The sequence below is a fragment of the Streptomyces sp. NPDC019443 genome, assembly GCF_044389785.1.
GTDB lineage: Bacteria > Actinomycetota > Actinomycetes > Streptomycetales > Streptomycetaceae > Streptomyces.
Window position 1 is genome coordinate 451,958 of sequence record NZ_JBIRYJ010000005.1, and the last position, 26,188, is coordinate 478,145.

A 26,188-nucleotide genomic window follows, 5' to 3' on the forward strand; every position below is an offset into this window, starting at 1 on the left:
GCCGACAGCGGCGTTATGTCTATTTGTATGCTCTTGACATGATCATGAAGTGTCATGAGCCTGGCGTCTGTCCACTTTCGTGGCACACAAAAGAAAAGGGAGGCTCATGAGACGCAGAGCGAGATCGATCCTCGCTGCGGCTTCACTGCTGGTGGCCGGACTGGCGGCCGCGCCGATCGCCCAGGCGGAACAGGGGGGTGACGACGACGGACTCTCCGTATGGCACGCGAAAGTCACCAAGGCCCAGGTTCCGCTGATCCTCGCGGCGGGCGCCGACGGACATGAACTCAGCGAGCAGGTGCCCGACAAGGGCACCGCCACCGTCGAGCTCTACCTCACCGGACAGCAGGCCGGCGAACTGCGCGAGCAGGGCATCGGCATCACCGAGCACACCGTCTCGGCCACGGCCGAGAAGCGCGCGGCCGCCGCGGGCGACGGCGTCTTCCGCCCGTACGGCGGCGAGACGGGCCTGAAGCGCGAGATCCTCGCCACCGCGCAGGCCAACCCCGCCCTCACCAAGGTCGTCAGCATCGGCAAGACCGTGGGGGGCCAGGACATCCTCGCCCTCAAGCTCAGCAAGGGCGCCAAGAAATACGAGGACGGCTCCAAGCCCGCCACGCTGTACATGTCCAACCAGCACGCCCGCGAGTGGATCACCCCGGAAATGACCCGCCGGCTGATGCACCACTACCTCGCGGGCTACGGCAAGGACCCGCGGATCACGAAGATCGTCGACTCCACCGAACTGTGGTTCGTCATCTCCGCCAACCCCGACGGCTACGACTACACGTTCAAGGGCACCGCCGAGCGCCAGTGGCGCAAGAACCTCCGCGACAACAACGGCGACGGCAAGATCACCCCCGGCGACGGCGTCGACCTCAACCGCAACTTCGCCTACAAGTGGGGCTACGACAACGAGGGTTCGTCCCCCGACCCGGCCTCCGAGACCTACCGCGGTACCGGTCCGGCCTCCGAGCCCGAGACGAAGGCGCTCGACGCCTTCCAGAAGCGCATCGGCTTCGAGTACGGCATCAACTACCACTCCGCGGCCCAGCTGCTCCTGTACGGAGTCGGCTGGCAGGTCGCCACCCCGACGCCCGACGACGTCCTGTACGAGTCCCTCGCCGGTACACCCCAGAACTCCGCCGTTCCCGGCTACCGCCCCCAGGTGTCCTCCGAGCTCTACACCACCAACGGTGAGGCCGACGGCCACGCGGCCAACGCCAACGGGATGATGATGTACACCCCGGAGATGTCGACCTGCGCCACCGCCTCCAGGATCGACCCCAACGACCCCTGGAACGCTGCCGACTGCGCATCCATCTTCACCTTCCCGGATGACGAGAAGCTGATCCAGCAGGAGTTCGCCAAGAACATCCCGTTCGCGCTCTCCGTCGCCGAAACCGCGGCCCACCCCGACCAGCCGTCCTCCTCGATCGGCCTGAAGGCCGCGGACTTCACCCCCGACGCCTTCACCACCTCCTACGCCCGCGGTGGCGACCAGGAAGTCTCCGTCATCGCGCGCAAGTCCGTACGCGACAAGGAGCTCAAGTACCGCGTCAACGGCGGCCGTACGCACGACCAGGCGCTCAGGGCCTGGAAGGGCGGCGAGGTCTACGGCGGCGACGACAACATCCGCTTCGACGAGTACCGCGCCAAGGTGCAGGACGGCGACGTCGGCGACAAGGTCGAGGTCTGGTTCACCGGTGAGACCAAGGCCGGACAACCCACCTCCAGCGAGCACTTCACCTACACGGTCGCCGAACGGCCGCGCGGCAACACGCTGGTGATCGCCGAAGAGGGCGGCACCGCCCCGGCGCAGCACACCGCCGCGTACACCAAGGCCCTCGCGGACAACGGCCACAGGGCCGCGGTCTGGGACGTCGCCACGCAGGGCGTCCCGGACGCCCTCGGCGTGCTCGGCCACTTCAAGACGGTCCTCTGGTACACCGGCGCGGGACAGCCCTCCGCGGCGACCACGGGGGCCGTACGGGACTACCTCAACGAGGGCGGGAAGCTGATCAACGCCGGTGAGCTGGCCGGCGGCGACGTCGACCTCGGCGGGGCGGACTCCAACGACTTCGCGCAGTACTACCTCGGCGCGTACAACCGCGTCGGGCTGAAGTCCCCGTTCTCCTTCGCGGGCACCGGAAGGCTCGCGGGCGCGAAGGCCTCACTCGCCGCCGCGGCCGGGAACCCGCTCGACCTGGCCGGGGCGTACACGATCACCTCGGACACCCTGAAGCCGGACCAGTTCCCGCAATTCAAGAGCGCCGCCGCGGGCGGCTACCCGGGCATCCGCACCCCGTTCGAGCCGGCCGACGGCTCCTGGTTCGCGGCGGCGAAGCACGAGGACGACGCGTACATGCGGCTGTCGCGCACCGTGGATCTGACCGGCACCACGGCCGGTGCCAAGCCGAGCCTGCAGTTCCAGCTCAGCCATGACACCGAGCGCGGCTACGACAATGTCGTCGTCGAGGCGCACACGGTCGGCCAGGACGACTGGACGACCCTGCCGGACGCCAACGGCGGCACCACAACCCAGGTGCCCGTCCAGTGCGAGGAGGGCTTCTACGTAGAGGGCCACCCGTTCCTCGCCCACTACCTGACCGTCGCGGAGAGCGGCTGCACGGCGACGGGCACCACCGGCGCCTGGAACCGCTTCACCGGCTCCTCCAACGGCTGGCAGCCCGTCTCCGTCGACCTCAGCGCCTACGCGGGCAAGCAGGTCGAGCTCTCCATCTCGTACGTCACGGACCCGGGCACCGGCGGAATCGGCGCCTTCGTCGACGACACCAAGCTCGTCGTCGGCGGCACCCCGCAGGGTCCCGAGGGCTTCGAGACCGCGCTCGGCCCGTGGACCGTCGCGGGACCGCCGGCCGGCAGCCCCGGCAACACCGGCGACTGGGCACGCGCCCAGGCGCTGTTCCACGCCCATGCGGCCGTCACCACCCGGGACACCGTGCTCATCGGCTTCGGCCTGGAGCATGTGCCCGGCGCGGCCGACCGCAAGCAGCTCATCGGAAAGGCTCTCAGCGCGCTCCGGCGCTGACGCTGCGTAGCCGGAACGGCGGTCCGTGGACCCTACTGGGAAGTACGGACCGCCGTGCCACGCACGGAGCCACTCGATGTCACTCCGGGGCCCTCATGGAGGTAGGGTCGGAGGCGGTCGGGGACATCCCATACAACTCGCCGGCGTCTAAAACCGGCGTACCAACGAGGAGATCGGTTCGTGACGATCCGCGTAGGCATCAACGGCTTTGGCCGCATCGGTCGTAACTACTTCCGCGCGCTGCTGGAGCAGGGTGCAGACATCGAGATCGTGGCTGTCAACGACCTGGGTGACACTGCGACCACAGCCCACTTGCTGAAGTACGACACCATCCTGGGCCGCCTCAAGGCCGAGGTGACCCACACCGCCGACACGATCACGGTCGACGGCCACACCATCAAGGTGCTCTCCGAGCGCAACCCCGCCGACATTCCGTGGGGCGAGCTGGGCGTCGACATCGTCATCGAGTCGACCGGCATCTTCACCAAGAAGGCCGACGCCGAGAAGCACATCGCCGGCGGCGCCAAGAAGGTCCTCATCTCGGCTCCGGCCAAGAACGAGGACATCACCATCGTGATGGGCGTCAACCAGGACAAGTACGACGCGGCCAACCACCACGTCATCTCCAACGCCTCCTGCACCACCAACTGTGTGGCGCCGATGGCCAAGGTTCTCCTGGAGAACTTCGGCATCGTCAAGGGCCTGATGACCACGGTCCACGCGTACACGAACGACCAGCGCATCCTGGACTTCCCGCACTCGGACCTGCGCCGCGCCCGCGCCGCCGCCGAGAACATCATCCCGACCACCACCGGTGCCGCGAAGGCCACCGCGTTGGTCATCCCGGAGCTGGCGGGCAAGCTCGACGGCATCGCGATGCGCGTCCCGGTCCCCACCGGCTCCGTGACCGACCTGGTGGTCGAGCTCGAGCGCGAGGTCACCAAGGACGAGGTCAACACCGCGTTCCAGAAGGCGGCCGAGGGCCAGCTCAAGGGCATCGTGGACTACACCGAGGACCCGATCGTCTCCTCGGACATCGTCAACTGGCCCGCCTCCTGCACCTTCGACTCCTCCCTGACCATGGTCCAGGGCAAGAACGTCAAGGTCATCGGCTGGTACGACAACGAGTGGGGCTACTCCAACCGTCTCGTGGACCTCACGGTCTTCGTCGGCGGCCAGCTCTGATCTGCAACGAGAGCACCACGATGTGAGCGACAGGGCTCGGGCAGCGCAACGCAGCGCGGTTCGAGCCCTTCGCACGTCCCAGCCCTCTGAGGAGCCCTACACATGAAGACGATCGACCAACTTCTCGCCGAAGGGGTCGCCGGTAAGCGGGTATTCGTCCGCGCCGACCTCAATGTGCCGCTCGACGGCACCACGATCACCGACGACGGCCGCATTCGCGCCGTAGTGCCGACTGTCGCCAAGCTCGCCGAGGCGGGCGCGCGCGTCGTCGTCGCCTCTCACCTGGGCCGCCCCAAGGGCGCCCCCGACCCGGCCTTCTCGCTCGCCCCCGCGGCCGCGCGGCTCGGTGAACTGCTCGGCACCGATGTCGCCTTCGCCACCGACACCGTCGGTGAGTCGGCCAAGGCCGTCGTCGCAGGCCTCGCCGACGGCCGGGTCGCCGTCATCGAGAACCTCCGCTTCAACGCCGGCGAGACCAGCAAGGACGACGCCGAGCGCGGCGCCTTCGCCGATCAGCTCGCCACTCTTGCCGATCTGTACGTGGGCGACGGCTTCGGCGCCGTACACCGCAAGCACGCCTCGGTGTACGACCTCCCGGCCCGCCTGCCGCACGCCGCCGGCTACCTCATCGCCACCGAGGTCGGCGTCCTGAAGAAGCTCACCGAGGACGTTCAGCGCCCGTACGTCGTCGTCCTCGGCGGCGCCAAGGTCTCCGACAAGCTCGGGGTCATCGACCACCTCCTGGAGAAGGCCGACCGCATCCTGATCGGCGGCGGCATGGCGTACACCTTCCTCAAGGCCCAAGGGCACGAGGTCGGCATCTCGCTGCTGCAGGCGGACCAGATCCCGGCGGTCCTGGGGTACCTGGAGCGGGCCAAGGCGAAGGGCGTGGAGTTCGTGCTCCCCGTCGATGTCCTGGTCGCGACCGAGTTCCCGGACCTGAAGACCAAGGCTCCGGCCAACCCGTCCGTCGTCGCCGCGGACGCGATCCCGGCCGACCAGGAGGGTCTGGACATCGGTCCCGTGACCCGCAAGCTGTACGCATCGAAGCTCGCCGACGCGGCCACCGTCTTCTGGAACGGTCCGATGGGCGTCTTCGAGCACCCCGACTACGCCGAGGGCACCAAGGCCGTTGCCCAGGCGCTCGTCGACTCCCAGGCGTTCTCGGTCGTCGGCGGTGGCGACTCCGCCGCGGCCGTCCGGATCCTGGGCTTCGACGAGAAGGCATTCGGCCACATTTCGACCGGTGGCGGCGCGAGCCTCGAGTACCTCGAAGGCAAGACGCTTCCCGGCCTCGCCGCACTGGAGGACTGACCCTCAATGACTGCTCTTGAAAACGGCCGCACCCCGCTGATGGCGGGCAACTGGAAGATGAACCTCAACCACCTCGAGGCCATCGCCCATGTCCAGAAGCTCGCTTTCGCCCTGGCGGACAAGGACTACGACGCCGTGGAGGTCGCCGTACTGCCGCCCTTCACCGACCTGCGGTCCGTGCAGACCCTGGTCGACGGCGACAAGCTCAGGATCAAGTACGGCGCGCAGGACCTCTCCGCGCACGACTCCGGCGCGTACACCGGCGAGATCTCGGGCTCGATGCTGTCCAAGCTGAAGTGCACCTACGTCGCCGTGGGCCACTCCGAGCGCCGGCAGTACCACGCCGAGACGGACGAGCTCTGCAACGCCAAGGTGAAGGCCGCCTTCAGGCATGGCCTGACCCCGATCCTCTGCGTCGGTGAAGGCCTGGACGTCCGCAAGGCCGGCCAGCAGGTCGAGTACACGATCACGCAGCTCGACGGCGGACTGAAGGACATCCCGGCCGAGCAGGCCGAGTCCATCGTGATCGCGTACGAGCCGGTGTGGGCCATCGGCACCGGCGAGGTCGCCACCCCCGAGGACGCGCAGGAGGTCTGCGGGGCGATCCGCGGGCGTCTTGCCGAGCTGTACTCCCAGGAGCTGGCCGACAAGGTCCGCATCCAGTACGGCGGCTCGGTGAAGTCCGGGAACGTCGCCGCGATCATGGCGCAGCCCGATGTGGACGGTGCTCTGGTGGGCGGTGCGGCGCTGGACGCGGACGAGTTCGTCAAGATCGTCCGGTTCCGCGACCAGTAAGTATGCGGTAGCGCGGATCCGTCGTACCCTTGCGGGGGCCTGAGGCTTTTCCGAGCCCGGGCCCCCGTCGTCCATTTCAGTCCGAGGAAGTTGGTCCAGCCGTGATTATGGGGTTTTCGATCGCCCTGATCGTCTTCAGCCTGCTGATGATGCTGCTGGTGCTGATGCACAAGGGGAAGGGCGGCGGCCTCTCCGACATGTTCGGTGGCGGTATGCAGTCCTCAGTAGGCGGCTCCTCGGTCGCCGAGCGCAACCTCGACCGCATTACGGTGGTCGTCGGTCTGCTGTGGTTTGCGTGCATTGTCGTACTTGGGCTGCTGATGAAGCTGGACAGCTGACCGGTCGCCGTCAGCGTCTGGGTGCGGGGTGTAACTCCAATCACTGGACGCACGTTGGGCCTTACGTAGACTGGGGCATCTTCGAGCACCATCACGCAGGGAGTTACGACCGTGGCAAGTGGCAACGCGATCCGGGGAAGCCGGGTCGGAGCGGGGCCGATGGGTGAGGCCGAGCGGGGCGAGTCCGCGCCGCGCCTGCGCATCTCCTTCTGGTGCTCGAACGGGCACGAGACGCAGCCGAGCTTCGCCAGCGACGCACAGGTTCCGGATACTTGGGACTGTCCTCGCTGCGGGTTCCCGGCCGGACAGGACCGGGACAATCCGCCGGACCCGCCGCGCACCGAGCCGTACAAGACGCACCTCGCCTATGTACGCGAGCGGCGCAGCGACGCGGACGGCGAGGCGATCCTCGCCGAGGCGCTCGCGAAACTGCGGGGCGAAATCTAGAAGTTGTTACCGGCCGGATGCCTGTGGGCGTCCGGCCGGAGTGCGTTCGCGGCTGATTGTCAGTGGCACCCTCTACGGTTCTGAATCAACGGACCGGACGGGGGATGTTGTGACGGCGACCGAAGCTGTGCAGACGCGAAAACCCGCGTGGCGCGGAGGGTTCGGACGGCTGTGGGCGGCCGCCGTCGTCTCGAAACTCGGCGACTCGCTGCGGATCGCCGCGATGCCGCTGCTTGCCGCCTCGCTGACCGACGACCCCCTCCTCATCGCCTCGGTCACGGCGTGCGGTTATCTGCCCTGGCTGCTGTTCGGCCTGCTGGGCGGTGCCGTCGCCGACCGGGTGGACCAGCGACGGGCGATGTGGGCCGTTGATCTGCTGCGCGGCCTGCTGATGGCGGGCTTCGCGGGCGCTGTATGGCTGGACCTGGGATCCGTAGCGCTGCTGCTCGCGCTGGCCTTCGCCCTCACCACGCTCCAGACACTCTTCGACAACGCCGCGACGGCCCTGCTGCCCTCGCTGGTGCCGGCCGAGGCGCTGAGCAGCGCCAATGCCCGGCTGATGACCGCACAGCAGATCGTCGGGGGCTTTGTGGCCGCGCCCCTGGTTCCGGTGCTGCTCGTGGTGGGCGCCGCCATGCCGTACGCAGCGGATGCGGCCACCTATGTCGTTGCGGCGGCGCTGGTGGCATCCCTGCGCGTCGGGGCGCCGCAGCGGGACCCCGGACCGGCCGGGAGCACCCTGGGCAGGGAGATCGGGGAAGGGCTGCGCACCCTGTGGCGGGATCGGGCACAGCGCGGGCTCTGCATCGCCACCACACTCTGCAACATCGGCATGGGCGCGCTCATCGCCACCCTCGTCGTCCATGTCACCGGCTGGCTCGGCGCGGGGGCCGGCGGATACGCGGCGGTGATCACTGCCTTCGGGGCCGGCAGCTTGGCGGGCGGCCTGCTGGCCCGCAGGCTGGCCGACCGGATCGGGCGAATAGGGAGCGTGTTCGCCGCCGGGCTTGTGCAGACCGGATGTCTGGTCGCCATGGGGTCCGTGCGCGCGCTGGGGGTCACGATCGCCGCGATGGCGGTGTTCGCGGTCATGGGCATGGTGTGGAACGTCAACCAGACGACGCTGATCCAGGAGCGCAGCCCGTCGCAGCTGCTGGGCCGGATCAGCTCCGCCTTCCGTACGCTCGCGGTCGCCGGCGCTCCGCTCGGCGCGCTGCTCGGCGGAGCGGCGGCGGCCGCCTGGGGACCGAACACACCCGCCTTGCTGGCGGCCGCACTGTTCATTCCGGCAGTCGCATCGCTCGTCCCGCTGATCAATTAGGTTGGAGACGCAGCGGGGCACGCAGGCAGGTACGAGAAGAAGTGGGCTGATGTCCAGTATGAACGCAGAAGGCCGTACCAGGCTCAATCAGACGCCCGAGTGGACTGCTCTCGGCAAGCACCGCGAGCAACTCGGACAGACGCATCTGCGGGAGCTGTTCGCAGCCGACCAGGCGCGCGGCAGCCGGTACACCCTCCAGGTCGGCGATCTCTACCTCGACTACTCCAAGCATCTGGTGACCGACGAGACGCTGGCGCTGCTGCGCGAGCTGGCCGAGGCCACCAACGTCGCCGAGCTGCGGGACGCGATGTTCCGCGGCGAGAAGATCAACACCACCGAGGACCGCGCCGTTCTGCACACGGCGCTGCGCGCCCCGCGGGACGCCGTGATCGAGGTGGACGGCGAGAACGTGGAGCCGGCGGTGCACGCCGTGCTCGACAGGATGACCGCCTTCTCCGACCGCGTCAGGTCGGGCGAGTGGACCGGCCACACCGGCAAGCCCATCAAGAACGTGGTGAACATCGGCATCGGTGGCTCCGACCTGGGCCCGGCGATGGCGTACGAGGCGCTGCGCTCCTACACCGCGCGCGATCTGACGTTCCGTTTCGTGTCGAACGTCGACGGGGCCGATCTGCACGAGGCCGTAAGGGACTTGGACCCGGCCGAGACGCTCTTCATCATCGCCTCCAAGACCTTCACCACCATCGAGACCATCACCAACGCCACCTCCGCCCGTGACTGGCTCCTCACCGAGCTGAAGGCCGGTCAGGAGGCTGTCGCCAAGCACTTCGTGGCGCTGTCCACGAACGCCGAGAAGGTCTCCGGCTTCGGCATCGACACGGCGAACATGTTCGAGTTCTGGGACTGGGTCGGCGGGCGCTACTCCTTCGACTCCGCGATCGGCCTCTCGCTGATGATCGCGATCGGACCGGACCGCTTCCGCGACATGCTCGCCGGCTTCCACCTGGTCGACGAGCACTTCCGTACGGCTCCGGCGGAGGCCAACGCGCCGCTGCTGCTCGGCCTGCTGGGCGTCTGGTACGGCGAGTTCTTCGACGCGCAGTCGCACGCGGTGCTGCCGTACTCCCACTATCTGAGTAAGTTCACCGCCTATCTCCAGCAGCTCGACATGGAGTCCAACGGCAAGTCCGTGGACCGCGAGGGCAACCGCGTCGAGTGGCAGACCGGTCCGGTGGTCTGGGGCACGCCCGGCACCAACGGACAGCACGCGTACTACCAGCTGATCCACCAGGGCACGAAGGTCATCCCGGCGGACTTCATCGGCTTCGCCAAGCCGGTCGGGGATCTGCGGCCCGGTCTGGTCGCCCAGCACGATCTGCTGATGGCCAACTTCCTCGCACAGACGCAGGCGCTCGCCTTCGGCAAGACGCCTCAGGAGGTACGGGCGGAGGGTGTGCCCGAGGAACTGGTGGCGCACAAGACGTTCCAGGGCAACCACCCCACGACCACGATCCTCGCCAACGAGCTCACGCCTTCCGTGCTCGGCCAGTTGATCGCGCTCTACGAGCACAAGGTGTTCGTCCAGGGCGCCATCTGGAACATCGACTCCTTCGACCAGTGGGGCGTCGAGCTCGGCAAGGTGCTCGCCAAGAAGATCGAGCCGGTGCTCACCGAGGGAACAGGCGGGGAGCAGCTGGACAGCTCGACCTCGACGCTGGCCGCCAAGTACCGCACGCTGCGGGGTCGTTGAGCCGATGGGGGAGGAGGGGGTGAGGCTGAGGCCGCCGAACAGCACACTGAACGAGCGGGTGGTCGGCTGGTGGCGGGTGCAGTTGCTGCTGACGACCGCGATTCCGGTTGCCGTGCTCGCCGTACTGGGCCTGCTCATCGAACCGGCCCGGCTGTGGCTGCTGACGCCCGCCGTCGTACTGGCGGTGCTGGGCCTGGCCTGCACCCTCTTCCTCCCCAACTGGTGGTTCCGGGTGCACCGCTGGGAGGTCACGGACGAGGCGGTCTACGTCCGTACGGGGGCGCTGTGGCAGGAATGGCGGATCGCGCCCATGTCCAGGATCCAGACTGTGGACACGATGCGCGGGCCGCTGGAGCAGGCGTTCCGGCTCGCCACGGTCATCGTGACCACCGCGTCCTCCAAGGGCGCGATCAAGATCGAGGGGCTCGACCATGAGCTCGCCGCGGAGCTCGCGGAGCAGCTGACCCGAATAACCCAGGCCACGCCCGGGGACGCGACATGAGCGCGGCCGAGCCGGAGCCGGTGGCCGAGCCCGAGCCGGTTGCCGAGGGGGAGTGGCGGCGGCTCGACAAGCGCACCGTGCTCGTCACCGCCTTCGTCATGGCGGGAGTGGCCGCGGGCGCAGGACTGCCCACCACACTCGGCCTCGCCGGCGGAATGCCGCTCGGGCAGGCGTTCGGCTGGGTGCTCGCCGGTGCCGTGCTGCTGATCGCCGTGAGCGCGGGCGCGGACTACATGCGGTGGCGCCGGACGCGCTACCGCGTCGGGATCGAGCGCGCCGAGCTCCACACCGGACTCCTGCTGGTCAAACGCCGTTCACTGGCCCGCGAGCGAATCCGTAGCGTCGACCTGTCCGCCAACCCGCTGCTGCGCGTCCTCGGCCTGGTCAAGGTGCGTATCGGCACGGGCGAGCACACCGGCGGCGAGTCCACGCTGGAGCTCGACCCGGTCAGCAAGGCGGAGGGCGAGCGACTGCGTACGCAGCTGCTGGCCCGGGCGGCGACGACCGATCCCGGCACTCACCGGGAGGGCGAGCTCGCTGCCCTCGATCCGTCCTGGATCCGGTACGCACCGGTCAGCTTTGTCGCACCGCTGCTCGGCGGCGCCGCGGCCGGCGGTGTGATGCAGGTCAGTGAGTGGTTCGGGGCGCAGGGCAAGGTCATCGACTGGGTGGGGGACCGGTTCCAGGACACCTCCATCGCCATGATGGTCGTGGTGCTTGTCACCGCGGCCGTGGGCGCCGGAGTCGTCGGCGCGCTCGGGCTGTGGATCGAGATGTGGTGGAACTACCGGCTGGAGCGGGAGCCTGGCGGCACCCTGCGACTGCGGCGTGGCCTGTTCACCGCGCGCTCGATCTCCATAGAGGAACGCCGCCTGCGCGGTGTCGAACTCGTCGAGCCGCTCGGCGTCAGACTGTTCGGCGCGGCCCGGGTGGACGCGGTCGCCACCGGTCTCACCGACGACGAGCAGGACAAGCACGCCGATCTGAAGGTGCTGCTGCCGCCGGCCCCGCGGGCGACGGCGGACGAGGTGGCCGCGCAGGTGCTGCGCGAGCCCGTGGCCCCGACGAGCGCGGCCCACCTGACCGCCCACCCCCGGGCGGCGCGCACCCGGCGGCTGCGCCGGGCGCTGGCATCGGCGCTGCTGCCGCTGCTGGTGCTGACGGTTCTGGGCGCCTGGCTCACTTCCGTACTGCTGTACATCGCGGCGGTCACCGCGGTCGTTGCGCTGCCGGCCGCGGTGATCCTCGCCCTGGATGCGTACCGCAGTCTGGGGCACGGCATCAGCGATGCGTATCTGGTGGCCCGCTCCGGCACGGTCCGGCGCGCGACGGTCGCGCTGCAGCGGGGCGGGGTCATCGGCTGGACGGTGAAGCAGTCGGTCTTCCAGCGCCGGGCCGGAGTGCTGACGCTGACCGCGACGACGGCCGCGGGGGCGGGGGCGTATTCGGTGTACGACGCGGGGGAGAGCGAGGGTCTGGCGTTCGCGTCGGACGCGGTGCCAGGGCTGCTGGAGCCGTTCCTCGTACGGGGCGACGGGACGGCGCGGTGCGGTTCGGCCGAGGTCGGCGCGACAATCCCCGTATGACCGCATCCGGCTACTCGGGCAACCCGCTGGCCAAGAAGCTCGGCATCAAACCGGGCCGGCGGGTCGTGCTCCTGCACCGGCCGGGGGACTGGGCGATTCCCGGTCTGCCCGAAGGGGTCACGGTCGGCGAACGCGGCTCGCGGGACACGGATGTGACGCTGGCGTTCTACCGTACGTACGGAGATCTGGCGGCTGAGGCGGCGACGCTCGTCGAGCGCCTGGCGGACCGGGCGACGCTCTGGATCGCGTGGCCGCGCAAGGCCGCGGGGCATGAGAGCGACATCGATGGGAATGCGCTCCGGGAGCTTTTGCTGCCGCTCGGCATTGTCGATGTGAAGGTCGCGCGGCTGGATGAGGACTGGTCGGGGCTGAAGTTCGTCCGACGGGTGGAGAACCGAACGGGGTGAGCCTGCGGCGGGCTTGCCCGTACCGGGGGCTCCGCCCCCGGACCCCCGCTCCTCAATCGCCGGAGGGGCTTGATTGCTCGGGCCGACCTCAGTCAGGGCGATGCCGGCGGATACAGGTCCCGCGGCAGTTGGGACGCCGCCGCCGCGTCGAGCAGCCACAGCGTCCGGCTGCGGCCCCTCGCGCCCGCCGCCGGGGCCTGGACCTCGCCCGCGCCCGACAGAGCCATCGCCACCGCCGTCGCCTTGTCCTCGCCCGCCGCCAGCAGCCATACCTCGCGCGCCGACCGGATCGCCGGGAGCGTGAGCGAGATACGCGTCGGAGGCGGCTTGGGCGCGCCGTGCACGCCGACCACCGTGCGGTCCGTCTCGCGGACCGCGGGCAGCTCGGGGAAGAGCGACGCCACATGGGTGTCGGGCCCCACCCCCAGCATCAGCACATCGAAGCTCGGCACCGGACCGTGGTCCTCCGGGCCCGCCGACGCGGCGAGTTCGGCCGCGTACGCAGCGGCTGCCGCGTCCGCGTCACTGCCGTACACACCGTCCGACGCGGGCATCGCATGCACCCGCTTCGGGTCCACCGGCACGCTGTCCAGCAGGGCCTCGCGGGCCTGCGTGATATTGCGCTCCGGGTCGCCCTCCGGGAGGAACCGCTCGTCGCCCCACCACAGATCGAGACGCGGCCAGTCGATCGCGTCCCGGGCCGGCGAGGTCCCGAGGGCGGCGAGCAGGGCATTGCCGTTGCGGCCGCCCGTCAGCACCACCGACGCGGAGCCGCGAGCGGCCTGGGCGTCCACGATCTTCGTGATCAGCCGGGCCGCCGCGGCCTGCGCCATCAGGCCCTTGTCGCGGTGGACGACGAGTTGCGGGGCACTCACTTCGCCGCCGCCTTCTTGGCCGGAGCCGCCTTTTTGGCCGGAGCGGCCTTCTTCGCGGCGGCGGACTTGGCCTCGGACTTGGTCTCGGACTTCGCTCCGGACGTGGCCTGCGACGCGGACGCCCCGGCCCCCGACGCCTCGTCGCCGTAACTGAGCCGCTCCACGCCGAACCGAAGTGCCGACGCATACGTGTCGTCCGGGTCGAGACGCCGCAGTTCCTCCGCCATCAGCTCGGCCGTGTCACGCCGCTTCAGCGCCACCGCCCGGTCCGGCTGCCCCTGGATGGACAGCGTCGCCAGCGAGCCGTCCGCCCGGTCCAGCACGATCGGGCCGCAGTTCGTCTCCATGCGTACGGCCGTGAGACCAGGCCCGGACGAAGCCGAGCGCGTCACCGGCACCTTCAGCCGGTCGGCGAGCCACATCCCGAGCAGTTCGCAGCTCGGGTTGAACTCCTCGCCCTCCACCTCCACCGAGGTGACCTCGCACGTCACCTGGTCCAGAGCGGCCGCGAGCATGGAGCGCCACGGCGTGATCCGGGTCCACGCCAGATCGGTGTCGCCGGGGGTGTAGGCCTCGGCGCGCGCCATCAGGTCACGCACCGGCTGTTCGGAGGCGTACGAGTCCGTCACCCGGCGCTGCGCCAGCGTGCCCAGCGGGTCACTGGCCGGGTCGGTCGGCCCGTTCACCGGCCACCAGACCACGACCGGCGCGTCCGGCAGCAGCAGCGGCAGAACCACCGACTGGGCGTGATCGATGACCTCGCCGTACAGCCGGAGCACGACCGTCTCGCCGGTGCCCGCGTCCGCGCCCACCCGCACCTCGGCGTCCAGGCGTGCCTTCGCCCGGTCGCGCGGCGAGCGCGAGATCCGCTTGATGACGACCAGCGTGCGCGAAGGGTGCTCGCGCGACGCCTCGTTGGCCGCCTTCAGCGCGTCGTAGGCGTTCTCTTCGTCGGTGACGATGACAAGGGTGAGCACCATGCCGACGGCCGGGGTGCCGATCGCCCGCCGCCCCTGCACCAGCGCTTTGTTGATCTTGCTGGCCGTGGTGTCCGTAAGGTCGATCTTCATGGCCGACGCCAGCTCCGTCCGTCTCGTGCGAGCATTTCGTCCGCCTCGACCGGCCCCCACGTACCGGCCGGGTACTGTGCGGGCTTGCCGTGCTTGTCCCAGAACTGCTCGATCGGGTCGAGGATCTTCCAGGACAGCTCGACCTCCTCGAGTCTCGGGAAGAGGTTGGAGTCGCCGAGCAGGACGTCGAGGATCAGCCGTTCGTACGCCTCCGGGCTGGACTCCGTGAAGGACTCGCCGTACGCGAAGTCCATCGAGACGTCCCGCACCTCCATCGAGGTGCCAGGCACCTTCGAGCCGAACCGCAAGGTCACGCCCTCGTCCGGCTGGACGCGGATGACCAGGGCGTTCTGGCCCAGTTCCTCGGTGGCCGTGTGGTCGAAGGGGGAGTGCGGGGCGCGCTGGAAGACCACCGCGATCTCGGTGACCCGGCGGCCGAGCCGCTTGCCCGTACGGAGATAGAAGGGGACGCCCGCCCAGCGGCGGTTGTCGATCTCCAGCTTGACCGCGGCGTAGGTGTCGGTCTTCGACTTGGGGTCGATGCCGTCTTCCTGGAGATAGCCGACGGCCTTCTCGCCGCCCTGCCAGCCCGCCATGTACTGCGCGCGCACCGTGCTCTTGGACAGGTCCTGGGGCAGCTTCACCGCGCCGAGGACCTTGGTCTTCTCGGCCGCCAGTGCATCCGCGTCGAAGGAGGCGGGCTCCTCCATCGCGGTCAGCGCGAGCAGCTGGAGAAGGTGGTTCTGGATGACGTCACGGGCGGCGCCGATGCCGTCGTAGTAGCCGGCGCGGCCGCCGATGCCGATGTCCTCTGCCATCGTGACCTGGACATGGTCGACGTACGACCGGTTCCAGATCGGCTCGAACAGGGTGTTGGCGAAGCGCAGCGCCAGAATGTTCTGGACGGTCTCCTTGCCCAGGTAGTGGTCGATCCTGAAGACCTCGTTGGCCGGGAAGACCTCGTGCACCACCTGGTTGAGCTCCTTGGCGGAGACCAGGTCGTGGCCGAACGGCTTCTCGATGACCGCGCGGCGCCAGGAGCCCTCCTTCTGGTCGGCCAGCCCGTGCTTCTTCAGCTGCTGGACGACCTTGGGGAAGAACTTCGGCGGCACGGAGAGGTAGAAGGCGAAGTTGCCGCCGGTGCCCTGCTTCTTGTCGAGGTCCTCGATGGTGGCCTTCAGCTTCTCGAAGGCGTCATCGTCGTCGAAGGTGCCCTGGACGAAGCGCATCCCCTGGATGAGCTGCTGCCACACCTCCTCGCGGAACGGTGTACGCGCGTGGGCCTTGACGGCGTCGTGGACCTCCTGCGCGAAGTCCTCGTCCTGCCATTCACGGCGGGCGAAGCCGATGAGCGAGAAGCCCGGTGGCAGCAGCCCGCGGTTGGCCAGGTCATAGACCGCAGGCATCAACTTTTTACGTGACAAATCGCCCGTGACACCAAAGATGACCAGGCCCGACGGCCCCGCGATACGCGGGAGCCGTCGGTCTGCTGGGTCACGGAGCGGATTGGCTCCGCCAATACCGGACAAGGTGGTCAGCCCTCCGAAGGAGCGAGGCGCTGAAGCTCGGCCTCGGTCGACTTGAGCAGGTCGTTCCAGGCCGAGGCGAACTTCTCGACGCCCTCGTCCTCGAGCAGCTGCACGACGTCGTCGTAGGAGATCCCGAGCTTCTCGATGGCGTCGAGTTCGGCGCGGGACTGCTCGTACGTGCCGCGCACGGCGTCCCCCCTGATCTCGCCGTGGTCGGCGGTGGCTTCGAGGGTGGCCTCCGGCATGGTGTTCACCGTGCCCGGCGCGACGAGCTCGTCGACATACAGCGTGTCCTTGTACGCCGGGTCCTTGACGCCCGTCGAGGCCCACAGCGGACGCTGCCTGTTGGCCTGCGCCTTGTCGAGCGCGGCCCAGCGGTCGGAGGGCGGCGTCGAATTGTCGGCAGAGCCGAACACCTCCTCGTACGCCTCGTAGGCGAGCCGCGCGTTGGCCAGCGCCGCCTTGCCGCGGGCCTCCTTGGCCTCCGGCGTGCCCAGCGCGTCCAGACGCTTGTCGATCTCGGTGTCCACGCGCGACACGAAGAAGGACGCCACCGACTGGATCTTGGAAAGGTCCAGGCCCGCGGCCTTCGCCTTCTCCAGGCCGGCCAGGTAGGCGTCCATGACCTCGCGGTAGCGCTCCAGCGAGAAGATCAGCGTGACATTGACGCTGATGCCCTTGCCGATGACCTCGGTGATCGCCGGCAGGCCGGCCTTCGTCGCCGGGATCTTGATGAGGGTGTTCGGCCGGTCCACCAGCCAGGCCAGCTGCTTGGCCTCGGCGATGGTCGCCGGGGTGTTGTGGGCCAGGCGCGGGTCGACCTCGATGGAGACCCGGCCGTCCTGGCCGCCGGTGGCGTCGAAGACCGGCCGCAGGATGTCGGCGGCGTCCCGGACGTCCGCCGTCGTGATCATGCGTACGGCTTCCTCGACGGTCACCTTGCGCACGGCGAGGTCGGCGAGCTGCGGCTCGTAACCGTCACCGTGCGAGATCGCCTTCTGAAAGATCGAGGGGTTGGTGGTGACGCCCACGACGTGCTGCTGGTCGGTCAGTTCGGCGAGATTGCCGGACGTGATCCGCTTGCGGGACAGGTCGTCGAGCCAGATCGCGACGCCTTCGTCGGAGAGGCGCTTGAGTGCGTCTGTCATGAGAGTTGCATCTCCTACTTGTCGTATACGGGCGTCAGCGCGCCGCGGCCTCAAGAGATTCCCGCGCGGCGGCGGCCACCGCGTCGCCGGTGAAGCCGAACTCACGGAAGAGAACCTTGCCGTCGGCCGAAGCGCCGAAGTGCTCCAGCGAAACGATGCGACCGGCGTCGCCCACGAAGCGGTGCCAGGTAAGACCGACACCGGCCTCGACCGCCACCCGCGCCTTGACGGCCGGCGGCAGAACGCTGTCCTTGTACTCCTGGTCCTGCTCCTCGAACCACTCGACGGACGGCATCGAGACGACCCGGGTCGGCACGCCTTCGGCCTGTAGCTGCTCGCGCGCCTCCACGGCGAGCTGCACCTCGGAGCCGGTGCCGATGAGCACGACCTGCGCGTCGCCGCCCTCGGCGTCGAACAGGACGTAACCGCCCTTCGCCGCATCGTCGTTGCGCTCGTAGGTGGGCACACCCTGGCGGGTCAGCGCCAGACCGTGCGGGGCGCCGACCCCGAACTCCTTGGTGTAGCGCTTGAGGATCTCGCGCCAGGCGATCGCGGTCTCGTTGGCGTCGGCCGGGCGGACGATGTTCAGGCCCGGGATGGCGCGCAGCGAGGCCAGGTGCTCCACCGGCTGGTGGGTCGGGCCGTCCTCGCCGAGACCGATCGAGTCGTGCGTCCAGACGTACGTCACCGGCAGGTGCATCAGGGCCGAGAGGCGTACCGCGTTGCGCATGTAGTCGGAGAACACCAGGAAGGTGCCGCCGTAGATACGGGTGTTGCCGTGCAGCGCGATGCCGTTCATGGTCGCGGCCATGGCGTGCTCGCGGATGCCGAAGTGGATCGTGCGGCCGTACGGTTCGGCTCCCGGCAGCGGGTTGCCCTGGGGCAGGAACGACGAGGTCTTGTCGATCGTCGTGTTGTTCGAGCCGGCCAGGTCGGCGGAGCCGCCCCACAGCTCGGGGATGAGCGCGCCCAGCGCCTGGAGGATCTTGCCGGAGGCCGCGCGGGTGGCGACGCCCTTGCCGGTCTCGAACTCCGGGAGCCGGTCCTCCCAGCCCGCGGGGAGCTCGCCCGCGCGGATCCGGTCGAACTCGGCGGCGTGCTCCGGGGTGGCGGTACGCCACGCGGCGAAGGTCTTCTCCCACTCGCCGCGGGCCTCGCGGCCGCGGTCGAGCGCCTCACGGGTGTGCGCGAGGACCTCGTCGGAGACCTCGAAGGACTTCTCCGGGTCGAAGCCCAGGACGCGCTTGGTGGCCGCGACCTCTTCCTCGCCGAGGGCCGAGCCGTGCGCGGCCTCGGTGTTCTGCGCGTGCGGCGCGGGCCAGGCGATGATCGAGCGCATCGCGATGAAGGAGGGGCGCTCGGTCTCGGCCTGCGCCGCCTTCAGGGCGTTGTACAGGCCGACGGGGTCCAGGTCGCCGTTCGGCAGCTGCTCGACGCGCTGGACGTGCCAGCCGTACGCCTCGTACCGCTTGAGGGTGTCCTCGGAGACGGCCGTCTCCGTGTCGCCCTCGATCGAGATGTGGTTGTCGTCCCAGAGGAGGACGAGGTTGCCCAGCTTCTGGTGGCCGGCCAGTGAGGACGCCTCGTGGGAGATGCCCTCCTGGAGGCAGCCGTCACCGGCGATGGCCCAGATGGTGTGGTCGAACGGGGAGGTGCCCACAGGGGCATCCGGGTCGAACAGACCGCGCTCGTAGCGAGAGGCCATGGCCATGCCCACAGCGTTGGCGACACCCTGGCCCAGCGGCCCGGTCGTCGTCTCGACGCCCGGGGTGTGCCCGTACTCCGGGTGGCCCGGGGTCTTCGAACCCCAGGTCCTGAACGCCTTCAGATCGTCGAGCTCCAGGCCGTACCCGGCCAGGTAGAGCTGGATGTAGAGGGTCAGCGACGAGTGGCCCGCGGAGAGTACGAACCGGTCGCGGCCCGTCCAGTCCGGATCGGCGGGGTCGTGCCGCATCAGCTTCTGGAACAGCACGTACGCGGCGGGCGCGAGGCTCATGGCCGTACCGGGGTGGCCGTTGCCGACCTTCTGTACGGAATCCATGGCCAGGACGCGGACGGTATCGACAGCCCGCTGGTCCAGATCGGTCCACTCGAGGTCTGTGGTGGTCGGCTTGGTGCTCACCCTGGGTCAGGGCTCCTCTCCACATGTTCGTATCCCGGTGACGACGGAAGCACCGGGCGTTGTCGAGCCTACCCCCGGAACAACGCGCAACTTTTCGAGTGCAGGTCTCTGAAAGAATCAGGTAAAGCCAGGGTGCAATCGCTGGGTCTTCTTCGCCTCCTGGCGAGGTATACGGACGGGCCGGGGCTGCCGCTCAACACGTGCCCACCCCCGCGAAGATCGGTGTATCGGCAACGTCTAGAGTGGCGTGGTACGCGCAAGTCTTTACCCGGTTTTCACTCCGGGAGCTTGCTGGGAATTCTCTGTCAGGGGTGTACGTGACGGCCGTCGAGTCCCGACCCGCAGGGGTCGTCTTGACTCCCAGCCCGGGGGGCCATCGGCCGTTCGGGGCCCGCGTCAAGGCATTTGTGGCGCTGACCAAGCCGCGGATCATCGAGCTGCTGCTCATCACCACCGTCCCGGTGATGTTCCTGGCCGCGCAGGATGTGCCCGACCTGTGGCTCGTTCTCACGACGTGCATCGGCGGTTACCTCTCGGCCGGCGGCGCCAACGCGCTGAACATGTACATCGACCGCGACATCGACGCCCTGATGGACCGTACGTCGCAGCGCCCGCTGGTCACCGGAATGGTGTCGCCCCGCGAGGGCCTGGTCTTCGGCCTGGTACTCGCCGCCGTCTCCACCCTCTGGTTCGGGCTGCTCGTCAACTGGCTGTCCGCGGCACTGTCACTCGGCGCGCTGCTCTTCTACGTCGTCGTCTACACGATGATCCTCAAGCGCCGAACCTCGCAGAACATCGTCTGGGGCGGCATCGCCGGCTGTATGCCGGTCCTGATCGGCTGGTCCGCCGTCACCAACTCGATGTCGTGGGCCGCGTTCATCCTCTTCCTCGTCATCTTCTTCTGGACACCGCCGCACTACTGGCCGCTGTCGATGAAGGTGAAGGAGGACTACGCGCGCGTCGGCGTCCCGATGCTCCCCGTCGTCGCCTCCAACAAGGTCGTCGCCCGCCAGATCGTCCTCTACAGCTGGGTGATGGTCGCGGTCTCGCTGATGCTGACGCCGCTCGGCTACACCGGCTGGTTCTACACCGTGGTGGCGCTGGCGACGGGCGGCTGGTGGCTCTGGGAGGCGCACTCCCTGCAGAACCGTGCGAAGGGCGGCGCCACCGGCGGCAAGCTCAAGGAGATGCGGCTCTTCCACTGGTCCATCACCTACGTATCGCTGCTCTTCGTGGCCGTCGCGGTGGACCCCTTCCTGCGCTAGCTACCAATGGGTAGCATCCTGTTCATGGCAGATACGAAGCAGGCCAAGCAGGTCAAGCAGGCAGAGCGCAAGGCGGCCAAGGCCGCCAAGCAGATCGGCGCCTTCGCCAAGGCGCACGGCGGTGCCGAGGGGCAGCTCGCGTACCTCGGTCAGATGGGCACCCGCATCGTGCTCGTCGGCGAGGACGGCGCCTGGGGCGACCTCGTGGCGCAGAGCCACGACATCGCGCAGGCCGCCGCCGAGAAGGCCGGGATCACGCTGCACGAGTCGTTCGACGGGGAGTTCGCGGCGAAGGTCCGCACTGGTCCGTACGAGTGGACCCGGATGGCGGGCATCCAGGTCGGAGGCCCGTCCAATAGCTGAGCAACACCTCGTGCGGGTGTCACCCGTTAGGACTGTGCAAGCACAGTCCATGACTGGGAGCCCGGATGATCGACACCCCGACCCTCGTGGACCAGTACTGCCACGGGGTGCTCCGTACGGAGCTCGGCCTCGGCACCTTCGAGGCGCATCTGGGCCGGACCGCCGGGCCGCCGGCGCCCGGTACCACCTTCTTCGACACGCAGACCGGCTTCGCGGTACGGCGCTGGTGCCCGCCGCTGCTGGGTCTTGAGCCGCACTGCCCGCCCGCCCGCTATCTCGCCCGCCGGCGTGAACTGGGTGTGCTGGAGGCGGGCAGGCGGCTGCTGAGGGGCAGCGGAATCTCCACCTATCTGGTGGACACCGGGCTGCCGGGGGATCTCACCGGGCCGCCCGAGATCGCCGCCGCGGGCGCGGCCGAGGCCCGCGAGATCGTCCGCCTCGAACTCCTCGCCGAACAGGTCGCCGACACCTCGGGCACCGTCGAGAGCTTCCTCGCGAACCTTGCCGAGGCCGTGCACGGAGCCGCCGCGTCCGCGGTCGCCTTCACCTCCGTCGGCGCCGTGGGCCACGGGCTCGCCCTCGCGCCCGAGCCGCCGGGCCCCGGGGAGGTGCGCGGGGCGGCCGGCCGCTGGCTGGCCGCACGCCATGTCGGCGGCAAGCTCACCGATCCCGTACTGGTGCGGCATCTGCTGTGGATCGCGGTCGCATCGGGACTGCCGCTCCAGCTCCATGTCGGCGTGGAGGACCCGATGCTGATGACCGGCTTCGCGGCCGCCACCGCTGGTCTCGGCACCGATCTGGTGCTGCTGCACGGCTATCCGTACCACCGCCATGCCGCGCATCTGGCGAGCGTGTACCCGCATGTGTACGCCGATCTGGGGCCCGCCCTGGTGCACACGGGGGCGCGGGCCGCGGCCGTGCTCGCGGAGATCCTGGAGCTGGCGCCGTTCGGGAAGCTGCTCTTCTCCAGCGGCGCGCGCGGGCTGCCCGAGCTGCATGTGGTGGGCGCCCGGATCTTCCGCGAGGCGCTCGCACGGGTGCTCGGCGGCTGGGTCGCCGACGGCGCCTGGGCCCGTACGGACGCGGAACGGGTCGCCGGGATGATCGCGGCCGGCAATGCCGCCCGCGTCTACGGACTGTCAGACGCTCGATAGCGCCGAGTCGGTCCGGTCCGGGATCCCGGCATCCGGTAGCGGCCGCTCGCGCAGGCTCAGCGCGAGCCGCACCACCGCGATCCACATCAGCGCGGAGCCGAGCATATGGGCGGCGACCAGAGCCTCGGGAACCCCGGTGAAGTACTGCAGATAACCCACTCCCCCTTGCAGGAGCAGCACGATCAGCAGGTCCCGGGCGCGCGCCCGGGTGTCGTCGGGGGCGTCGACCACCCGCAGCACCAGCCACATCGCGACGGCCAGCGCGCAGACCACCCAGGCGGCGATGGCGTGGAGGTGTGCGGCGTCCCCCCAGTCCCAGGGCATGCGCGGCACGTCGCTGCTGTCGCCGGCGTGCTTGCCCGAACCGGTCACCGAGGTGCCCAGCGCGATCAGCAGTACGGAGATGACGACGATCGCCCACGACAGCTTGCGGACCGGGCGCGGGACGCGCGGGCGCGGTGCGCCGTCGCCCTCGCGGGACCGCTGCCACGTGACGGTGGCGACCGTGAGCAGCCCGGTGGCGAGCATGAAGTGCCCGGCCACGGTCCACGGGTTGAGGCCCGCCCACACGGTGATGCCGCCGAGCACCGCGTTGCCCATCACGATCCAGAACTGCAGCCAGGCGAGCCGGGTCAGCCCGCGCCGCAGCGGCTTGACCGCGCGCGCCGCGATGATCGTCCAGCCGACCGCGGCCGACAGGACGTACGTCAGCATCCTGTTGCCGAACTCGATCGCGCCGTGGATGCCCTGCTCGGGTGTGGCGAAGAGGCTGTCGTCCGTGCACTTGGGCCAGGTGTCGCAGCCGAGGCCGGAGCCGGTCAGCCGGACCGCGCCGCCGGTGACGATGATGACCACGCTCATCACGACGGCGGAGAGCGCGGCGCGCCGGAGCGTTTTGGGAGTCGGCGTCCAGCGCTGGGCGATATAGGCGAGGGGGGTCAGCACGGGCCCTATCGTAAACGGGCGATTGTGCACGTTTTCACGAGGGGTCGGGTCCGGGTGCGGTCCGGGTACGGCCCGGTCGCGCGGTCCAGGTCAGGGCGGTGCGTACGTCAGCCGGAAGCGCGCGCCGTCGAGGTGGTCCTCCTCTTCCCACCACACGGCGATCCGCCAGTGCACCGACGGCGGCGGCCGGTCGGGCGAGTGCAGGAACGCGTCGGTCAGCTCGGCGGCGACCGCCTCGGCGCTGCGGTCGGCCACCGCGTCCCTGCCGCGCCAGGGGTATGTCATCGGGGTCCAGGTCCCGTCGGCCTCCTGGACGTCGAACCGCCACACCGCACGCCAGGAGTGCGCCCGCAGGATCCGGCGGACCTCCGTGCCGTCCAGCCGCAGCCCCTCGGCGATCGCGTCCGCTTCCACGCCTTCTATACGCGCCGCCACCACCGCCAGCGGCAGCAGCCGCTCCGGAAGCAGGTCCTGCTCCCGCAGCCGGGTCAGACCGCCGTCGAAGGGACAGCGTCGCAGCCTGCGCTCCAACTGGTCGCCGAGGTGCTCGAGGGCCGCGGCATGGGCGGTCGCGCGCGCATCGGGCGCATCGGCTGCTCCGGGCGCATCGGGTGCTTCGGGAGCCGCCGACCACAAGGTCTGGAACTCGCGCTCAGCCCGTACCGCCCAGGCCGCCGCGTCCACCGGCTCTCCCAGCTCCTCCAGCCGGTCGCCCAGGAAGACATGGGCCTGAGCGAGGCCCTCCCGGTTGCGCGGCTTCGATCCGTCCAGGCTCTCCCAGACCTCGATGGCCCGGCGGGTGGCAGCCAGCGCTGCGAGCCCGTCCTCGCGGTCAACGGGCGGGGGCTGCTCCCCGTTCGCGTGGAAGGCGTACCGCGGCATGCCGAGCTCGTCGCTGAGCGGTTCGGCGAGATACACGGATTGGTTGATCAGCGCCCTGGCGTACCAGCGGGCGTGCTCCTCGTCGTGCCTGGCCGGTTCCGCGCAGCGCCGGACCGCCTCGCCGACGGCACTCAGCGCGTCCTCGCGCCGGCCGGTGTCGAAGTGGTGCCGCGCCAGGTCGCCGTACCGCAGGCTCAGCCTCGCGGCGAGCGAGAGATCGTCATCGGCGTGCGGGGCGAGCGCGGCGATCAGATCCGTCAGCATGCGCTCGCGCTCGCCGGGTGAGACGCCGGCCCTGCCGGACCTCACCTTGGCCCATTCCGCGTCCAGTCGCAGCGCGGCAGTCCGGTCCATCGAGGCCTCCCACCGTGCGGATCTCAGCGGGCTCATCCTGGCGCGTGCGTCACTCCCAGCGGAAGAGCCGGGCGGCCGCGCCCAGTGAAAGCACTGCCCAGCCGGCGAGGATGCCGAGATCGCCCCACGGCATCGCGGCACCGTGCTGGAGGACATCGCGCAGACCGTCCGAAAGCGCGGAGATCGGCAGCAGCGCGAGCACCGACTGGACGCCGTCCGGGAACCTGTCCAGCGGCACGATCACACCGCCGCCCACCAGGAGCAGCAGAAAGACCAGGTTGGCGGCTGCCAGCGTCGCCTCGGCCCTGAGCGTCCCGGCCATCAGCAGACCGAGGCCGGAGAAGGCGGCGGTGCCGAGGACGAGCAGCAGCAGTACGGAAAGAGGGTTGCCGTCCGGGGACCAGCCGAGCGCGAACGCGATCACGGTCAGCAGCACGATCTGGAGGATCTCGGTGGCCAGGACCGAGAGCGTCTTGGCGGTCATCAGCGCCCAGCGGGGGAGCGGCGAGGTGCCGAGCCGCTTGAGGACTCCGTACCGCCGCTCGAAGCCGGTCGCGATGGCCTGCCCGGTGAAGGCGGTGGACATCACGGCGAGGGCGAGGACGCCGGGGGCCAGGAAGTCGACCGCCCTGACTTCTCCCGTGTCGATGATGTCGACGGTCGAGAACAGCACCAGCAGGAGCGAGGGGATGATGACGGTGAGCAGCAGCTGCTCGCCATTGCGGAGCAGCATCTTCGTCTCGAACGCTGTCTGCGCCGCGATCATGCGGGGCAGTGGCGCGGCGCCGGGCGCCGGGGTGTACGTACCGACGCTCATGAGCGCAGCTCCTTGCCGGTCAGCTCCAAAAACACGTCCTCCAGGGTGTGGCGCTCGACCGAGATGCCGTCCGGCATCACGCCGTGCTGTGCGCACCAGGACGTCACGGTCGCCAGCAGCTGCGGGTCCACCTGGCCGGTGATCCGGTACGCGCCGGGCGTGAGCTCCGCCGCCTCCGTGCCGTCCGGCAGCGCCTTCAGCAGCGAGCCGACGTCCAGGCCGGGCCGCCCCGTGAAGCGCAGCGTGTTCTCGGCGCCGCCGCGGCAGAGCTGTTCCGGGCTGCCCTCGGCGACGACCTTGCCCGCGTCGATGATCGCGACATGGTCCGCCAGCTCTTCGGCCTCGTCCATGAAGTGGGTGGTGAGGACGGTGGAGACGCCGTCCGAGCGCAGTTCGCGTACGAGCCCCCAGGTGGACCGGCGGGCCTGCGGGTCCAGACCGGCGGTCGGCTCGTCCAGGAAGACCAGTTCGGGGCGGCCGACGACGGCCATCGCCAGGGCGAGCCGCTGCTGCTGGCCTCCGGAGAGCCGCCGGTAGGTCGTACGGCCGCAGCTGCCGAGGCCGAGCCGCTCGATCAGCGCGTCCACGTCCAGCGGGTGGGCGTGCAGTTTCGCCATGTGGCGGAGCATCTCGTCGGCGCGGGCGCCGGAGTAGACGCCGCCGGACTGGAGCATCACGCCGATCCTGGGTCGCAGCTTCGCGGCGTCGGCGACCGGATCGAGGCCGAGGACCCGAACTGTTCCGGCGTTGGGGCGGCGGTAGCCCTCGCAGGTTTCGACCGTGGTGGTCTTGCCCGCTCCGTTGGGGCCGAGGACGGCGGTCACGGAGCCCTGGGGGACCTCGAGGTCGAGGCCGTCCACGGCCGTCTTGGATCCGTACCGCTTGACCAGTCCCCGGATCTGGACGACGGGCTCGCTTCGCATGCCGGGAAGTCTAGGCGGGGTGGCAAGGCCGCCGGGGGGCGGGGCCCGGGGCCTCCCGCAGAAGGGCAGGGACACCCGGGACA

General features: G+C 69.7%; 23 protein-coding genes. 14 read left to right on the top strand and 9 right to left on the bottom strand.

Features of this window, described 5'->3' with window-relative positions; genetic code table 11:
* The first annotated feature begins 106 nt into the window (after nt 1–106).
* The 11 genes from ACH492_RS19410 to ACH492_RS19460 all read left to right on the top strand — a co-directional run bounded on the left by ACH492_RS19410 (nt 107) and on the right by ACH492_RS19460 (nt 12,658).
* Entirely contained in the window at nt 107–3,052 is a 2,946-nt protein-coding gene (locus ACH492_RS19410) for a M14 family zinc carboxypeptidase (protein WP_398988087.1), read from the top strand.
* Nucleotides 3,053–3,232: 180 nt separating this feature from the next.
* A complete protein-coding gene (gene gap, locus ACH492_RS19415; protein WP_398988089.1) occupies nt 3,233–4,237 on the top strand; it encodes a type I glyceraldehyde-3-phosphate dehydrogenase in 1,005 nt (334 codons plus the stop codon).
* A gap of 102 nt (nt 4,238–4,339) precedes the next feature.
* Nucleotides 4,340–5,551, top strand: a complete 1,212-nt coding sequence (locus ACH492_RS19420; protein ID WP_398988091.1) for a phosphoglycerate kinase — start codon at nt 4,340–4,342, stop codon at nt 5,549–5,551.
* 6 nt (nt 5,552–5,557) lie between these two features.
* Nucleotides 5,558–6,346, top strand: coding sequence for a triose-phosphate isomerase (gene tpiA / locus ACH492_RS19425; RefSeq protein ID WP_307664193.1), 789 nt, complete (start codon nt 5,558–5,560; stop codon nt 6,344–6,346).
* Nucleotides 6,347–6,453: 107 nt separating this feature from the next.
* Nucleotides 6,454–6,684 (top strand): preprotein translocase subunit SecG, encoded by a 231-nt coding sequence (secG, locus tag ACH492_RS19430; RefSeq protein WP_215093480.1) that lies wholly within the window; start codon nt 6,454–6,456, stop codon nt 6,682–6,684.
* A gap of 111 nt (nt 6,685–6,795) precedes the next feature.
* A complete protein-coding gene (locus ACH492_RS19435) occupies nt 6,796–7,131 on the top strand; it encodes an RNA polymerase-binding protein RbpA (protein ID WP_003957010.1) in 336 nt (111 codons plus the stop codon).
* 109 nt (nt 7,132–7,240) lie between these two features.
* Entirely contained in the window at nt 7,241–8,452 is a 1,212-nt protein-coding gene (locus tag ACH492_RS19440) for an MFS transporter (protein WP_398988094.1), read from the top strand.
* 58 nt (nt 8,453–8,510) lie between these two features.
* Nucleotides 8,511–10,163 (top strand): glucose-6-phosphate isomerase, encoded by a 1,653-nt coding sequence (gene pgi, locus ACH492_RS19445; protein ID WP_398988386.1) that lies wholly within the window; start codon nt 8,511–8,513, stop codon nt 10,161–10,163.
* A gap of 4 nt (nt 10,164–10,167) precedes the next feature.
* Nucleotides 10,168–10,665, top strand: a complete 498-nt coding sequence (locus ACH492_RS19450; RefSeq protein ID WP_398988096.1) for a PH domain-containing protein — start codon at nt 10,168–10,170, stop codon at nt 10,663–10,665.
* Complete coding sequence (locus ACH492_RS19455) at nt 10,662–12,251, top strand: PH domain-containing protein (RefSeq protein WP_398988098.1); 1,590 nt, start codon at nt 10,662–10,664, stop codon at nt 12,249–12,251. The genes ACH492_RS19450 and ACH492_RS19455 overlap by 4 nt, the downstream gene beginning before the upstream one ends.
* Nucleotides 12,248–12,658 (top strand): DUF3052 domain-containing protein, encoded by a 411-nt coding sequence (locus ACH492_RS19460; protein WP_398988100.1) that lies wholly within the window; start codon nt 12,248–12,250, stop codon nt 12,656–12,658. Before ACH492_RS19455 ends, ACH492_RS19460 begins: the two co-directional genes overlap by 4 nt.
* A 92-nt stretch (nt 12,659–12,750) precedes the next feature.
* On the opposite strand, the gene pgl is transcribed toward ACH492_RS19460, so the two are convergent.
* The 5 genes from pgl to tkt are packed head-to-tail and all read right to left on the bottom strand — an operon-like array spanning nt 12,751 to nt 19,402.
* Entirely contained in the window at nt 12,751–13,533 is a 783-nt protein-coding gene (pgl, locus tag ACH492_RS19465; protein WP_398988102.1) for a 6-phosphogluconolactonase, read from the bottom strand.
* Entirely contained in the window at nt 13,530–14,603 is a 1,074-nt protein-coding gene (opcA, locus tag ACH492_RS19470) for a glucose-6-phosphate dehydrogenase assembly protein OpcA (RefSeq protein ID WP_398988104.1), read from the bottom strand. Before opcA ends, pgl begins: the two co-directional genes overlap by 4 nt.
* Entirely contained in the window at nt 14,600–16,132 is a 1,533-nt protein-coding gene (gene zwf, locus ACH492_RS19475; protein ID WP_398988106.1) for a glucose-6-phosphate dehydrogenase, read from the bottom strand. Before zwf ends, opcA begins: the two co-directional genes overlap by 4 nt.
* Nucleotides 16,133–16,137: 5 nt before the next feature.
* Entirely contained in the window at nt 16,138–17,280 is a 1,143-nt protein-coding gene (gene tal, locus ACH492_RS19480; protein ID WP_398988108.1) for a transaldolase, read from the bottom strand.
* 34 nt (nt 17,281–17,314) lie between these two features.
* The gene (gene tkt / locus ACH492_RS19485; RefSeq protein ID WP_398988110.1) at nt 17,315–19,402 is read right to left on the bottom strand and encodes a transketolase; all 2,088 of its coding nucleotides are present in this window, start codon (nt 19,400–19,402) and stop codon (nt 17,315–17,317) included.
* A gap of 317 nt (nt 19,403–19,719) precedes the next feature.
* Between tkt and ACH492_RS19490 the strand changes: the two genes are divergently transcribed.
* The 3 genes from ACH492_RS19490 to ACH492_RS19500 all read left to right on the top strand — a co-directional run bounded on the left by ACH492_RS19490 (nt 19,720) and on the right by ACH492_RS19500 (nt 22,184).
* Nucleotides 19,720–20,667 carry a heme o synthase gene (locus ACH492_RS19490; RefSeq protein WP_398988112.1) on the top strand — a complete coding sequence of 316 codons (948 nt, stop codon included), beginning with the start codon at nt 19,720–19,722 and terminating at the stop codon, nt 20,665–20,667.
* A 24-nt stretch (nt 20,668–20,691) separates the two neighbouring features.
* Nucleotides 20,692–21,030, top strand: a complete 339-nt coding sequence (locus ACH492_RS19495; protein ID WP_398988114.1) for a hypothetical protein — start codon at nt 20,692–20,694, stop codon at nt 21,028–21,030.
* 65 nt (nt 21,031–21,095) lie between these two features.
* Complete coding sequence (locus ACH492_RS19500) at nt 21,096–22,184, top strand: amidohydrolase family protein (protein WP_398988116.1); 1,089 nt, start codon at nt 21,096–21,098, stop codon at nt 22,182–22,184.
* On the opposite strand, the gene ACH492_RS19505 is transcribed toward ACH492_RS19500, so the two are convergent.
* The 4 genes from ACH492_RS19505 to ACH492_RS19520 form a co-directional block, all read right to left on the bottom strand.
* Nucleotides 22,170–23,129: a heme A synthase gene (locus ACH492_RS19505; RefSeq protein WP_398988118.1), complete on the bottom strand. Its 960-nt coding sequence runs from the start codon at nt 23,127–23,129 to the stop codon at nt 22,170–22,172. The two genes, ACH492_RS19500 and ACH492_RS19505, sit on opposite strands and share 15 nt — an antisense overlap.
* Before the next feature lie 90 nt (nt 23,130–23,219).
* Nucleotides 23,220–24,365 carry a hypothetical protein gene (locus ACH492_RS19510; RefSeq protein ID WP_398988120.1) on the bottom strand — a complete coding sequence of 382 codons (1,146 nt, stop codon included), beginning with the start codon at nt 24,363–24,365 and terminating at the stop codon, nt 23,220–23,222.
* Between the two features lie 49 nt (nt 24,366–24,414).
* Complete coding sequence (locus ACH492_RS19515) at nt 24,415–25,182, bottom strand: ABC transporter permease (protein WP_398988122.1); 768 nt, start codon at nt 25,180–25,182, stop codon at nt 24,415–24,417.
* Nucleotides 25,179–26,105, bottom strand: a complete 927-nt coding sequence (locus ACH492_RS19520) for an ABC transporter ATP-binding protein (RefSeq protein WP_398988124.1) — start codon at nt 26,103–26,105, stop codon at nt 25,179–25,181. The genes ACH492_RS19515 and ACH492_RS19520 overlap by 4 nt, the downstream gene beginning before the upstream one ends.
* Between the last annotated feature and the right edge of the window lie 83 nt (nt 26,106–26,188).